This window comes from Ureibacillus sp. 179-F W5.1 NHS (assembly GCF_045369345.1).
Classification (GTDB): domain Bacteria; phylum Bacillota; class Bacilli; order Bacillales_A; family Planococcaceae; genus Ureibacillus; species Ureibacillus halotolerans.
This window is the reverse complement of the sequence record NZ_JBIQFG010000008.1, coordinates 75,065-89,239: the sequence shown is the minus strand read 5'-3', so window position 1 is coordinate 89,239 and position 14,175 is coordinate 75,065. Positions and strand designations below refer to the sequence as shown.

Here is a 14,175-nt window from a genome sequence, read left to right as displayed (position 1 = left end):
CTCACCTTAAAATTAGTAAAATGATTTGAAATTATGGGGGATCATATGAAGTTAATGAAGTTAAACAATTTCCATATCGTCATACTATCTAGCATTAAATGGGACTTTTTATGGCAAAGGCATCAAATTATCGCAGAAGACTGATGTCACATTTGTATAAAAGATACTTGTTTGGAAACATCAAATATATATTAAAGGTTCTCACCTTAAAATTAGTAAAATGATTTGAAATTATGGGGGATCATATGAAGTTAATGAAGTTAAACAATTTCCATATTGTCATACTATCTAGCATTAAATGGGACTTTTTATGGCAAAGGCATCAAATTATCGCAGAGTACTTTTCAACGAAGACTGATGTCACATTCGTTGAGACGACGGGATTGAGAAATCCTGGCCTATCCAAATCTATTGAAAGATTAACAAGAGTACTCGTTTCAAAGAAACAAATTCAACGGAAAACACCTATAAAAAATTTGAAAATATTACCACCATTCATCTTGCCACCGACCCATTCACTATTTAGACAGTTTAATAAAAACGTATTTGTCCCAAAATTAGCGAAGAACATCAGGCAACATTCTACTAAACCGATTTTATTGATCACCTATGTTCCTACCTCTACGTCCCTTTACCTCATTGACGAACTAAAACCTGAAAAAACAATCTATGATTGCGTTTTAAATTTTGAAAATTTTCCGGGAATTCCTAAAGATATTGTCATAACCGAAAATGAATTAATCCAAATGGCTGATATGTTAATTGTTGATTCGGTTCATTTGAAAGAAAAGCATAGACATAAAAAAGAGCAAATTACTCAAATTCCCGCTGCAGTGAATTTTGAAATGTTTTATGAAATTTATGAGCAACAAATAATGAGGAAAAAGGTCAATAAAGTAACGTATTTTGGTGGGATTGATCATTATCGTATCGATTGGTCCATTATTGAACAGTTGTTGGAAAAAGGAATTTACGTCGAATTAATCGGACCTGCACCAGAAGGGATTCCTTTACGTCATAACCATCTTATACATCAAGATACAGTATCTCATCAGTCGCTCCCTAGTGTTTTAAAGAATTGTGACACGCTTATTTTACCTTATCAAATAAATGATTTTACAAAGGGGACTTTTCCAGCCAAGCTGTTTGAATGTTTTGCCACAGGGAAGCCGATTGTTGCGACAGCTTTACCGGATTTAGTGTTGTTCAAAGATGTAATGGAAATTGGTGAAAGCAAAGAAGATTTTACCGAAAAGGTATTAGTTTCCTTACAAAATGATAATTTCCAAAAAAGAGAGGAAAGAATTCTTCTGGCAAAGGACAATTCTTGGAGTGCAAGATGTAACAGTTATGAAGAAGTACTTGAAGGTCTTATCTTAAATTAATGGTTTCATCCAAAATAACTGCTAATAACGGTAGAATCGGGTGTTTGACTTTTGAAAGTTAGTGTAATCATTCCAGTTTATAATGTGGACCAATATTTGCGCCATTGCTTAGAAAGTGTTGTTTTCCAGTCCTACTCAAATAAAGAAATCATTTTAATAAATGACGGTTCAACAGATTGTAGTCAAGAAATATGTGAAGAATATGTCAGGCGGTATCCCTTTATCCGATTAATCAATAAAGAAAATGGGGGATTATCAGAAGCTAGAAATGTTGGTATTTTACACGCAACAGGGGATTATGTCATGTTTTTGGATTCGGATGATTATTGGCAGACGGATTTCTTATCCGATTTAGTGGAAATCATCCATCAAAATAACAAAGTAGAATATATTTTTTTCCCATATCAGTATTACTATCAACAAAGAAAGATTTATGTGAAGGCCCCTTTATCTATTGAGCGAAGTGAGTTAATAGGGAAAAATGGGGTAGAATGTTTAAACTATATATTAAAACATAACGGAGATTTTAAATGGTTTGCTTGGAGTGGGATTGTCAAAAAATCGTTTCTATTAAAACATGAGTTATTTTTTATGAAAGGAAGAAAATATGAGGATGCTCTATGGACACCTTATCTTTTCTTAAAAGCAACTTGTATTGACTATTACGATAACCCGATTTATGTATATAGAAATGAACGGATAGGTCAAATCACGTTGAATCATTCTTATTCTACATTGGAAGACAGTATGTTCGTCGCAACTTATTGGCATAAAGTTTTAACCACATTATCGATTGAAGAAAGTTTAGTTGAAAAATTGATGAACAATTTTGTTGAAAGATATTATTACAGTATGAAATTTGCTTGTTTTTTAAAGAGAGACGAAAGAAAGAAAATCATTTCTTTATTAAAAAAGAATCGAGCATTATTACAATATAAATTCACTTTATTTCATTCCTTTGCAGCAATGTGTAGTAAAACTTTCGGATTCCATAGGACAATTCAAATGATTCACATTATATTAACGTTAAAAGGGAAATCAAAGTATGGCTTTTGGGGGAAGGACAATGGAGATGCAGAAGGTGGGCAAAGTAAAGAAACTAACGGTGCTAAATCCATATCGAAGCATCATGCATAGAGCAAAAGTATATAAAAAAGTCTATATGAATATATCGAACCGCGACGCTATTATAAATAAAGGTAGTTTAAGTTTAGGGTGTAGCTTTAACGGATGCGGTTATTTTGATTCCAGTCTTACGATTAAAAAGGGTGGAAGGTTGATAGTAAATGGAGATTTTAAATTATATTCAGGATTTTTCCTATCGATTAATGAAAACGCCACATTAGAAATTGACTCGGGTTACATTAGCTATAAATCAAATATTTCATGTTTTGATTATATTAAAATGGGAAAAGATGTGACAATTTCTGAAGGTGTTACGATTCGTGATTCGGACAATCATGAGTTAATATATGATGGTTATAAAATGACGGAACCTATTGTAATAGGAGATCACGTATGGATTGGTTTAAACGCGACGATTTTAAAAGGTGTTACGATTGGAGATGGTGCGGTTATTGCTGCTGGTTCAGTGGTTACAAAAGATGTACCTCCAAATAGTATAGTTGGTGGTGTTCCAGCTAAAGTGATCAAAACAAATATAAAATGGAAATAATTAGGAAACAAAAGGAATCACTGGATGTAAAAAGACACATCCAGTGATTTTTCATTTACTCGTATGATTCTAACATTTTGCGGACTTTTTCAACGACTCTTTGCCGTCTTTTCCTTAGGGAGCTTGCCGACATTTTATTCGTAGCGGCAATTTCATCATAAGTCGCCCCAAATACATATAGAGTTTTAATTAAATTATAATCTATTTCGGCTAAACTCGATAATATATCTTTTAAATTTTCAAATTCATTGATTGTTTCTGTTTTGACTTGAACATAGTGGGAAAGGTTAATTAATTTATCCTTATCATAGGCGATGTTCCGCTCTTTATATTGATTATCCTTTTCGATTTCTTTGTAGATGGATGTTAACATCGTCCAATAAGCATAAGGGGCAAAATCACCTCGTTTTTGATCGTAGTTTTTCCATGCATGCCATAAGGCAATCCTTGCACATTGACGGTAATGCTCGTGATCTTTATACACCTTTGCTTTTTTTAACACTTTCGTAATCATCGGTTCATAAAGTTCGCATATCGTATTAAACTCTTCCATTTCAATCTTCCTTTGACTTGCGCGCAAAGTCGATTATTCCTAGGTGTTTTCATCGTAACCGAACTTTTGAAATGAATCGAAAGGGCTATGGAATGGATTGTCTAAAGCTATTACGAAAATTTTTTAAGAAAATATAAGAAATAACGATAGTAAATTAGAAAGATAAGTAGTTTTTCAATTTCTAGACAGTCAATCATAGTTGAAAATAAGCAATTAACTATTTGAAAATGACTTTATTTCCGAATATTGACAATATTTATAGAATTTTTTATATTAATCCATAGGTACTAGTTTTTGGTATTTATTTGAAAATGTTTGTTGAATAATTTCTATTAAGGGGGAGATTTCTATGGGATTAGAAAAAGAGATCCATTTTTTAATATCATCTCATTCTAGCATCGCAGTTACTCCTCATTTTGATGGAGAACATTCGTCAATCATTTACACTAATTTAGGGAGTTTAAAGTCAAAAGGAACAACAGATGAAATCATCCGACAATATTGTTTAAATTTCGGTGCAAGCTTAGAAGGGAGGCAAATGGCTTCTCGTAAGCTATTAAGTATTACGAAAACACCACCGATTCTAATATCGGAACGATTAGGTATTGTGGGGATGGAATTGCCTACTTATAATACTTTAGGTAAAACGTGGGTGTTTGATCTAAGTTTTACAATTGAAGAATGTGGGGCGTATAGTTTACTGATTTTTAATAACGGTGTAACGATAAAAGTCGCTCTCAAAGAAGCGGCAGTTAGATATCGAAGAGAAAAAGCGCTACATCTGCTATATACGAAAGTCCCTTTACATGATTTAAATTTAATCAACTTCAAGTTGCATTCGGATAAATATTTTACATATTAAAGGGGAAAAGGAGGAATGGTTATTCAAAGTGAAAAACAATTTTTTGTATTTTTGCCTAATCCATCATGAAAGTGTTAAAATGGTAGGACATGTTTGAATTTGTTAGAGAGAGTGATACTATTCATGAAAGTAATTTTTATTGGAGATATCGTAGGATCGATTGGTCGAGAAGCAGTTGAAAAGTACTTGCCCCGACTAAAGAAAAAATATACACCTGATGTGGTAATAGCAAATGGTGAAAACGCTGCTGCTGGTAGAGGTATAACACAAAAAATTTATCAACAGCTATTACAAGTTGGCGTTGATGTCATTACAATGGGGAATCACACTTGGGATAATAAAGATATTTACGAGTTTATTGATGATGCGGAATATTTAATTCGCCCAGCAAACTTTTCTGAAGAAGCTCCTGGAAAAGGAATGGTTCAAATTACGAAAAATGGTGTTACATTAACGGTCATTAATTTGCATGGCCGTGTTTTCTTGCCACCCCATGAAGATCCTTTTGCGATGGCGGATGCATTAGTTGCTGAAGCACACAAAACATCTCCACTCGTATTTGTTGATTTCCATGCGGAAGTAACAAGTGAAAAAATTGCCTTAGGTTGGCATTTAGATGGAAGGGTTTCAGCAGTTGTTGGTACTCATACCCATGTACAAACGGCGGATAGTAGAATTTATCCTGGTGGGACTGCCTACATTACCGATGTAGGGATGACAGGTCCGTACGATGAAATTTTAGGAATGAAAAAAGAAAGTGTTATTTACAAGTTTAAAACAAACTTACCGTCAAGATTTGAAGTGCCGAAGGATGGACGTGAAGTGTTAAGTGGATTTTACGTTGAAATCGATGACCAAACGGGTAAAGCACTACATTGCGAACGCATATATATAAATGAAGACTATCCGTTTCAAGGATAAAATAGAAACTTAAAAAATGATCCTGCCAATATTGTTGGTAGGATCATTTTTTAACTTTAAAGAGGCTGTTTAATACAATTACGGACTGTTATCCCTTGATATTTAACTTTGAAAGATGAAACAAGTTTTTTTAACCTTCCTTGTGTCTAATCGATAGTGAAAAAATAAATGGTTTTAAGTGCCAATTTGGTTTTCATTCGATTCTAATTTAGTCTTTAACATCATAAAATGTCTTACGGACACTAAGTTAAAGTCCTTTGAATGAATGCCCACTAAATCGAATGCTTCATTCAACATTTACTAAAGCTACATGGGGAGGAATAAATGTGGATTCATTAAAAGTATCATCTCGCTCTAATCCAAATTCTGTCGCAGGTGCGCTCGTTGCCGTTATTCGTGAGCAAGGATATGCGGAAATGCAAGCTGTAGGTGCAGGTGCATTAAATCAGGCAGTAAAGGCAGTCGCAATTGCACGCGGTTTTGTCGCACCAAGTGGCACGGACTTAATTTGTGCACCAGCTTTTGCAGATATTACAATCGCTGGTGAAGATCGTACAGCTTTAAAATTAGTCGTAGAAAAAAGAACTCGATAACATTAAGACATCACATTTTTAAGCCCTTAGTGATTGGCATGTGCTGATCATTAAGGGCTTTTTTCATGGGGCTATTTATTTGCAACTTACTTCTTAACAATTCCGTCTTTTAATGGTAATAAAAAATTACTGTAATATAGTATGGCTTCCTTTTCTTGAAGTAATCTAAAGGAAAGATAAACATACTGCAAATCCTTGTCTGTTAACTTTCAGTCAAAGGTCTGAATTTCATGATTTTGGTGTTTTTCGGATAGTTTATGCATTTTGTTCGTGTTAAACTAATGAAGGAAAAAAATATATAAAAACAGTTTTTTAAGGAGTTGTTAACATGTTACATCAGCTTTCTTGGAAAGTCGGTGGGCAGCAAGGTGAAGGTATTGAGAGTACAGGTGAAATTTTCTCAATGGCCATGAACCGTTTAGGCTATCACCTTTACGGTTACCGTCATTTCTCTTCACGTATTAAAGGTGGCCATACGAATAATAAAATTACCGTTCGTCCAACAGAAGTTCGTTCTATTGCAGACGATTTAGATATATTAGTTGCTTTTGACCAAGAAACAATCGAAGTGAACTATAAAGAGCTAACTGAAAAAAGTATTATTTTAGCTGATGCTAAATTTAACCCAACAAAACCTGAAGATTCAAAAGCGCCATTATTTATCGTGCCATTTACTGAAATTGCGACAGAACTAGGTACTTCATTAATGAAAAACATGGTGGCGATTGGTGCTACTTCAGCCCTTTTAAATTTAAATAAAGAAGTGTTCCAAAGCGTTGTCGATGAAATATTCGGACGTAAAGGGGAAGAAGTCGTTAAAAAGAATATGGAAGCAATTCAAAAAGGGTATGACGTCATGACGGAACTTTTAGGTGACCGTGTCGGTGAGTGGGAACTAGCTCCTGCTGACGGAAAACGACGTATGTATATGATCGGGAATGATGCAGTTGCTTTAGGTGCCATTGCAGCAGGTGCCCGTTTTATGGCTGCTTATCCGATTACACCAGCTTCCGAAATCATGGAATATTTAATTAAAAAACTTCCAAAATTAGGTGGCGCGGTCATTCAAACTGAAGATGAAATCGCAGCGGCGACAATGGCTATCGGTGCTAACTACGGTGGTGTTCGTTCCTTCACAGCATCAGCTGGTCCTGGTTTATCATTAATGATGGAATCCATCGGCTTATCTGGTATGACAGAACAACCATTAGTGATTGTCGATACGCAACGTGGTGGTCCATCGACAGGTCTTCCAACTAAACAAGAACAATCGGACTTAATGGCCATGTTCTATGGTACACATGGTGAAATTCCGAAAGTTGTTATTGCACCTTCTACTTTAGAAGAAGCATTCTTTGATACAATCCAAGCATTTAATATCGCAGAAGAATTACAAATTCCTGTAATTATTATGACGGATTTACAATTGTCCTTAGGGAAACAAACGACAGATCCGTTTGACTACAGTAAAATTGAAATTCGCCGTGGAAAAATTGTCGAAGATGAAATTGAAGCAAATGACAACAAAGATTACTTCAAACGTTATGAAAATACAGAAGACGGGATTTCTCCTCGTGTCTTCCCAGGAACTCCAAATGGTATTCACCATGTTACAGGGGTAGAACACGATGAAACGGGTAAACCAAATGAAGCACCAGGAAACCGTGGAACACAAATGGACAAGCGTTTCCGCAAACTTGAAAAGTTAACATTTGATACGCCAGTCCATGTCAATGCACCTCATGAAGAAGCGGATGTATTATTAGTAGGATTTAATTCAACGCGCGGTGCGATTGAAGAAGTTCAAGAACGTTTAACAGAAGAAGGGGTAAAAGTAAACCATGCCCATATTCGTTTACTATTCCCATTCCCAAGTAAAGAAATGGCTCCATTAGTAGCCAATGCGAAAAAAGTGATTGTGGTGGAAAACAATAAAACTTCCCAATTAGCAAATATTTTAAAAATGAATATTGGCGGTCACGATAAAACATACAGCATTACGAAATATGACGGTACACCGTTCTTACCTCGTGAGCTTGAAAATAAAGTAAAGGAGCTGCTTGACTAATGGCAACATTTAAAGATTTTCGTAACTCTGTGAAACCAAACTGGTGCCCAGGCTGCGGTGACTTCTCCGTACAAGCAGCGATTCAACGTGCAGCAGCAAATGTCGGCATCGAACCCCATGAATTAGCTGTAGTAGCTGGGATTGGCTGTTCTGGTCGTATAGCTGGATATATCAATTCATACGGATTCCATGGTATTCATGGTCGTGCATTACCGATCGCGCAAGGCTTAAAAATGGCGAACCGTAACTTAAATGTTATCGCTTCTGGTGGTGACGGGGACGGATTTGCCATCGGTATGGCTCATACAGTTCACGCAATTCGTCGTAACATGGATATTACTTACGTTGTAATGGATAACCAAATTTACGGTTTAACGAAAGGGCAAACTTCACCTCGTTCAGCTCAAGGTTTCATTACGAAATCAACACCAGGTGGAGCAATCGAGCCATCATTAAAACCGTTGGAAGTGGCATTATCTGCAGGAGCAACGTTTGTAGCCCAAGGATTCTCGACAGACATTAAAGAGTTAACAGCCCTTATCGAAGCTGGTATTCAACATAAAGGGTTCTCTTTCATTAATGTCTTTAGCCCATGTGTTACTTATAATAAAGTGAACACTTATGAATGGTTCAAAGAACATTTAACAAAATTAGCTGACATTGAAGATTATGATTCTTCTAATCGTGAGTTAGCGATGCAAACAGTAATGGAAAAAGAAGGATTAGTAACAGGGATCATTTACCAAGATACTGAAACAAAATCTTATCAAGAAAAAGTACCTGGATACGCTGAACAACCATTAGCTGACCTTGATATGAACTTAAGTGAAGATCAATTTAATGAATTAGTAAAAGAGTTTATGTAATATGTAAGCCCCCATATTTTGGGGGCTTTTTTATTGGAGAGAAAAGGTGTTGGATAAAATATCAAATTTTTATTATAAAATATTGGTAATTATCAAAAATGTGTTTACACATCTGAATGCTCAAACTATTATGAAGTTAATAGATTCATTTTTCTATTAATTTTTAATTGTGAGAGGCGGAGGATGATAGGTTAAATCCTATATTGGACGATGAAAAAACTGAATATCATACTAATTTTAGTTTCTGTTTTCGTATTTCTTTTTCTAGATCAAAATGTTAGGAGTGTTGAGGCTACTAGTGAATATTCTACTAGTAAACTTGGACATTTAAACAATGCAGATGTTTTGATTTATAAAGATTACACAAAGGCTAGTTCATCATTTAAAGCGGGTTCCCAATATATGAATGTGGTTTATTATATTAAGAAACAAGCAATTCATAATGGGGATACTTTTTATTTAATGAGTACCCAACCGAGCAGTACTTTAGGTGTTGTTGGATGGGTGAAATCATCTAACGTACAAGTGTTGGCCCATACAACAATCAGTGGGCAAAAGAAAACGTTGTATGTTAAAGGAAATGGAAGGGCGTATCGTAAAGCATGGGGTGGCACAAAGGATGTAATCTATAATGAAATGTCTAAATATTCTAATTTAGAATTCAAAGTAGATTTAACTGAAACGGTTGGAAAAATGACATGGTATAGAGGGACTGTTAATGGTGTAAAAATGTGGTTGCAGTCGAATCAAGTGATTATTCCGAATTCAATCAGTTTATTAGGACATATTAATGGATCTGCCACGACAATATATCCCGTAAAAGGTGCAACAACTCCAACAATAGAAGCGAAACAATTCTTTAACGCAGTTTACTATATTAAAAGTTTTGCTTATATTAACAACGAACTCCATTACATAATTAGCACTGAACCGAGCAGTGAAAGGGGAGTCGTAGGCTGGATAAAGGCAAAAGATACAACAACTTATGCCCATAAAACAGTAACCGGAAAACGGCAGACCTTCTATTTTAAAGGAACTGGAAAAGCGTATAGTAAGGCGTGGGGCGGTTCAAAAGATTTAGTTTTTGATAACCTGTCACCCTATAGTTATGAAAGTTTTCAAGTTAACCTTACAGAAACGGTTGGCGTAAATACTTGGTATAGAGGGACGTTGAACGGTAAAACGATTTGGCTTCATGCTAACGATGTTTTAACTACGATATCAAAAGTGGAAATAAGTAAAACAAGTTTACTAGGCCATTTAAAGAGTAATGCAACGATTTATAAATTAATTGGTCAATCGACTTCAACTGTTGCTGCTCCTTATACGTATACGGTTTACTACATTAAAAAACAGGTGAAAGTGAATGGTATTTTATACTATTTAATTAGTATGAAACCAAGTAGTGAACAGGGTACAGTCGGATGGGTGAAATCAACAGATTTGAATACACAAGCCCATAAAACGATCAGCTCTAAGGCGAAAACTTTGTACATTCATGGTACAGGAAAAGCCTATAGTAAGGCATGGGGTGGAACGAAAGATATTGTTTTTTCTGATATGTCCGATTATCAATTTTTAACAATTACCGTCAATTTAACGGAAACTGTTGGTAATACAACATGGTATCGGGGCATTTTAAATGGGAAGACGATTTGGTTACACGAAAATGATGTCGTTATACCCACTGCAACAAGTTTATTAGGTCATATTAATGGTAATGCGACGACGATTTATCGAAGGGACGGAAACATTTCATCTACATTGGATACCACTTCTTATTTTCATGCTGTGTACTATATTAAAACTCAAGGTAATTTTAATGGAGAAGTATATTATTTGATTAGTAAAACAGCTGGAACAGAAGGAATCATCGGTTGGATAAGTTCAACTAACATGACAGAAAAAGTGCATAAAACGGTTGATCATCAAGGAAAAAGCTTTTATTTAAAAGGGACAGGTACTGCTTATCAAAACCCTTGGGGTGGAACGAAAGATATTATCTACAGTGATTTGAGTCAATTTTCGAAGGAAAGTTTTCAAGTTAACCTTACAGAATCCGTGGGATCTGATGTATGGTATCGTGGTACTTTAGCAGGGAAAACGGTCTGGATTTCTGATGAGTATGTAAATAAAACGATCATAAACTATACAAAATATGATTTATCTTTGAGTGAAGCTTTAGCCTTACAAATGAAAGCTACTCCACAGACCGATAAATATCGAAATTTACCAGGATATGTGAGCCGAAATTTTGTGGAAATTGTAATGGGAGGTTCAACGACAAGTTCGGGTGTACGTCTCAGAACATCTCCAAAACTAGATACAAATAACAATGTATATGAAACGGTTCCAATAGGTACTGCCTTTACAATTTTAGATGATAACATCATAGGAGATGCTACAGCTGGTTCTACTAGATGGTACAAAATTCAATATAACGGGAAAGAGTTATATGTTCATCGTTCACTAGTTCGAATCAGTTCCAATCTAGGTAAGGTGAAGAGTACTGTCAATATCCGTTCAGAAGCATCAGAACAAAGCCATATATATGGGAAGTTAGTGACTGGAACATTCGTGACAATTTATTCAACGGATTCCTATTGGGCTCAAATTGCCCTTGGAGTATGGCGAAATGCTACCCAATCCGATGTGAGTGAATATTTAAATCCGAATCATTTTGTTAATGATCCAAAACAAAAATTCCAATTTCTCGATTTATCTAAATCGAGTGGGGTATCTGTCACTGTATTAGATAATTATTTGAAGAATAGAGGAATTTTCCATAATCTTGGTGAAGCGTTTGTTCAAGCAGGTGCCGAGAATGGAATAAATGAATTGTATCTTGTATCCCATGCGTTACTTGAAACGGGACATGGTACTTCAGAATTAGCCCAAGGTATTCAATATAACGGTACGGTTGTGTATAACATGTATGGAATTGAAGCCTTTGACCACTGTCCAAATGAATGTGGAGCAAAAAAGGCATTTGAGGAAGGGTGGACAACTCCTGAAAAAGCAATTATTGGCGGGGCAAAATATATTGCCAATGATTATATTAAAGGGAAGAACCATACTGGTACGATTCAAAACACTTTATACAAAATGCGTTGGAATCCTGAAGCGATGGACCGTTATAACGGGGCTAGCCATCAATATGCAACGGATATTGGATGGGCATATAAACAAATTAATTCGTTATACAATCTTTATCAAACCCTTGGTATAAACAATATGATTATGGATGTACCAGTTTATCGTTAAAAGAAAAGTAGCCACATATGGAAAAATTTGTGGCTACTTTTTACTTTCTTTACATATTCTAATTTTAGCGGTTTAATTCACGAACGATATAGCCGCCAGAAGCCCAACCGTAATGACCATTTACTTTCACTTTATACCAACCATTTTTCGTAATAGGAACATCTTTTGAATCTAATGCAAGTTCCACATAGTCTTTATGATTAATAGTTGTAATAACTTGAGCACTTGTTGAAGCATCTGCCCGTACATTTAAAGCAACTCCACCTGTATCGACACGTCCTAAGTTTTTCACAGTAAAGTATTTATTGTACGAACTAAAGGATACGTTAGCATAATAAGTTCGGTTGTTATATTTCACAGTTAACCAATAATTATTATCCTTTTCAAGTAGGTTAAATTTTGCGCCTTTTGGCATTGTCCCAACGACTTTACCAGATTTTTTATCATATAGGTTAAATGTTGTTTTCGCAACAGCTAACGTATTTGTTGGGAAGACATCCGATAAGTCAGGATAGCTTGGGTTGGATACTGGAGTCGTATTTGGACTACTTCCAGCAGCACTTTCTTTAGAATATTCCATAATATTTGTCATATGACGAGCAATTAATTCGCCCCATTTTTCATCCGTTGCATAGTAGAAGTTCATCCCTTTACTTAAGGAATCAACACGGCTACCTGCAATACTTTTAACGGAATATCCTAAATAAGTTCCTTGGTTATGCCAACTATTTCCTAAATACGTTGCTTTAATTTTTTGGGCGATAAATTCAATGTTTTGTTTAATGGAATCGAATTTAACGGCACCAAGATAAGGGACTAAATCATAGGCGCCATAGCCAAATAAATTGTAGCGATCAAGGGCAATTGTGGATTTTCCAAAATTACTTTCATGAATCGCATGGGCTGCTAAATAGAGGGCGTTGACACCATATTTTTTTCCAACCTCTACGAAGATGTCACCCGAATTAAGTAATACGCTTCGGTTATTACCAACGCGATCTTTAATATAAGCGTTAATTTGATTTGCAGTAACAGAAGAAACGGTTCGTAAATCCATAAACAAGTAACTATTTTTGTTTGCTTCTAATGAGTCAATGCGTGCTTTCGTTGATTGACTAATTAAATAGCTACCTGATACAAAACCAGTTTTTCCGTTGTAAGAAACTTTGTACCATCCATTTGAAGCTTTATAAGCTGTTGTAAGCTTCGTATTCGCTGGAATTGTACCTAGCGATGAAGATGATGTTGAATTAGATGTTCTTAAATTTAAAGAATTCGTTGTATAGACGACCATCGAATTAATCGTTTGTCCAGGAGGTAGATTAGATGAACCTGAACCTGTGGACGGATTTGTAGGACTTGTCCCGTTGTTTGTTGAAACTTTAACATAATCTGAGCTTACCCAACCAGTTACACCATTATAAGTAACCTTATACCAATTACCAGAAGTTGAGATGTACGTAATAGTAGATCCATTCGGAATAGTTAATAAAATTTTACCAGCAGTCGAATTCGTTGAACGTAAGTTTAAGTTAGCAGTTGTACTATAAATTTTATTTACTACTGTATCGTCAGTACCTGGTTTTGATGGTTCGGTACTTGGTTTAGAAGGCGTAGTTGGTTTAGTCGTAGTCCCACTGTTAGTAGTCGTAACTTTAATATACTCTGAGCTAACCCAGCCCGTTTTGCCATTATAAGTAACTTTATACCAGTCACCTGACTTCGAGATATAGTTAACAGATTTCCCCTTCGGAATCGTTAATAAAATACTTCCTTTAGTAGAGTTAGTCGAACGTAAGTTTAAATTAGCAGTTGTTGTGTAAGTCGATTTAACTGCTGAGTCACTCGTGTTTGGTTTAGACGGTTCACTAGTGCTTGGCTTAGAAGGCGTCGTCGGTTTAGTCGACGTTCCAGTATTAGTAGTTGTGACTTTCACATACTGCGAGCTAACCCAGCCCGTTTTCCCGTTGTAAGAAACCTTATACCAG

At 35.5% G+C, this 14,175-nt stretch carries 10 protein-coding genes and 1 pseudogene; 9 read left to right on the top strand and 2 right to left on the bottom strand.

Annotated elements, in window-relative coordinates; genetic code table 11:
* The first annotated feature begins 245 nt into the window (after positions 1-245).
* From ACH0B5_RS06160 to ACH0B5_RS06150, 3 genes and pseudogenes are all read left to right on the top strand, one after another.
* Complete coding sequence (locus ACH0B5_RS06160) at positions 246-1,385, top strand: glycosyltransferase family protein (RefSeq protein WP_406927572.1); 1,140 nt, start codon at positions 246-248, stop codon at positions 1,383-1,385.
* Between the two features lie 51 nt (positions 1,386-1,436).
* Entirely contained in the window at positions 1,437-2,522 is a 1,086-nt protein-coding gene (locus ACH0B5_RS06155) for a glycosyltransferase family 2 protein (protein ID WP_122970448.1), read from the top strand.
* Between the two features lie 361 nt (positions 2,523-2,883).
* Positions 2,884-3,060: pseudogene (locus ACH0B5_RS06150) on the top strand (DapH/DapD/GlmU-related protein); the annotation flags it as partial.
* 55 nt (positions 3,061-3,115) lie between these two features.
* Here the strand turns inward: ACH0B5_RS06150 and ACH0B5_RS06145 are convergent.
* Positions 3,116-3,613 carry a sigma-70 family RNA polymerase sigma factor gene (locus tag ACH0B5_RS06145; protein WP_122970449.1) on the bottom strand — a complete coding sequence of 166 codons (498 nt, stop codon included), beginning with the start codon at positions 3,611-3,613 and terminating at the stop codon, positions 3,116-3,118.
* A 349-nt stretch (positions 3,614-3,962) separates the two neighbouring features.
* Here ACH0B5_RS06145 and ACH0B5_RS06140 point away from each other — a divergent pair, with 349 nt between their 5' ends.
* The 6 genes from ACH0B5_RS06140 to ACH0B5_RS06115 all read left to right on the top strand — a co-directional run bounded on the left by ACH0B5_RS06140 (position 3,963) and on the right by ACH0B5_RS06115 (position 12,187).
* Positions 3,963-4,475, top strand: coding sequence for a competence protein ComK (locus ACH0B5_RS06140; RefSeq protein WP_122970450.1), 513 nt, complete (start codon positions 3,963-3,965; stop codon positions 4,473-4,475).
* A 123-nt stretch (positions 4,476-4,598) separates the two neighbouring features.
* The gene (locus tag ACH0B5_RS06135) at positions 4,599-5,396 is read left to right on the top strand and encodes a TIGR00282 family metallophosphoesterase (protein ID WP_122970451.1); all 798 of its coding nucleotides are present in this window, start codon (positions 4,599-4,601) and stop codon (positions 5,394-5,396) included.
* A 326-nt stretch (positions 5,397-5,722) separates the two neighbouring features.
* Positions 5,723-5,989, top strand: a complete 267-nt coding sequence (locus ACH0B5_RS06130) for a stage V sporulation protein S (RefSeq protein WP_036174445.1) — start codon at positions 5,723-5,725, stop codon at positions 5,987-5,989.
* A 328-nt stretch (positions 5,990-6,317) separates the two neighbouring features.
* Entirely contained in the window at positions 6,318-8,057 is a 1,740-nt protein-coding gene (locus tag ACH0B5_RS06125; protein WP_122970452.1) for a 2-oxoacid:acceptor oxidoreductase subunit alpha, read from the top strand.
* On the top strand, positions 8,057-8,923 hold the full coding sequence (locus ACH0B5_RS06120; protein WP_122970453.1) for a 2-oxoacid:ferredoxin oxidoreductase subunit beta: 867 nt from the start codon (positions 8,057-8,059) through the stop codon (positions 8,921-8,923). The genes ACH0B5_RS06125 and ACH0B5_RS06120 overlap by 1 nt, the downstream gene beginning before the upstream one ends.
* A 210-nt stretch (positions 8,924-9,133) precedes the next feature.
* Positions 9,134-12,187 (top strand): N-acetylglucosaminidase, encoded by a 3,054-nt coding sequence (locus ACH0B5_RS06115; RefSeq protein WP_406927571.1) that lies wholly within the window; start codon positions 9,134-9,136, stop codon positions 12,185-12,187.
* Between the two features lie 64 nt (positions 12,188-12,251).
* Here ACH0B5_RS06115 and ACH0B5_RS06110 read toward each other — a convergent pair.
* Positions 12,252-14,175 (bottom strand): SH3 domain-containing protein (locus ACH0B5_RS06110; protein ID WP_406927570.1); only part of this gene is annotated, 1,924 nt, incomplete at its 5' end.

What these genes read in the sequence shown, in the direction of transcription:
- ACH0B5_RS06160 (WP_406927572.1), top strand. Translation starts at nt 246, where the DNA reads ATGAAGTTAATGAAGTTAAACAATTTCCATATTGTCATACTATCTAGC.
- ACH0B5_RS06145 (WP_122970449.1), bottom strand. Translation starts at nt 3,613, where the DNA reads ATGGAAGAGTTTAATACGATATGCGAACTTTATGAACCGATGATTACG.
- ACH0B5_RS06140 (WP_122970450.1), top strand. Translation starts at nt 3,963, where the DNA reads ATGGGATTAGAAAAAGAGATCCATTTTTTAATATCATCTCATTCTAGC.
- ACH0B5_RS06135 (WP_122970451.1), top strand. Translation starts at nt 4,599, where the DNA reads ATGAAAGTAATTTTTATTGGAGATATCGTAGGATCGATTGGTCGAGAA.
- ACH0B5_RS06125 (WP_122970452.1), top strand. Translation starts at nt 6,318, where the DNA reads ATGTTACATCAGCTTTCTTGGAAAGTCGGTGGGCAGCAAGGTGAAGGT.
- ACH0B5_RS06120 (WP_122970453.1), top strand. Translation starts at nt 8,057, where the DNA reads ATGGCAACATTTAAAGATTTTCGTAACTCTGTGAAACCAAACTGGTGC.
- ACH0B5_RS06115 (WP_406927571.1), top strand. Translation starts at nt 9,134, where the DNA reads ATGAAAAAACTGAATATCATACTAATTTTAGTTTCTGTTTTCGTATTT.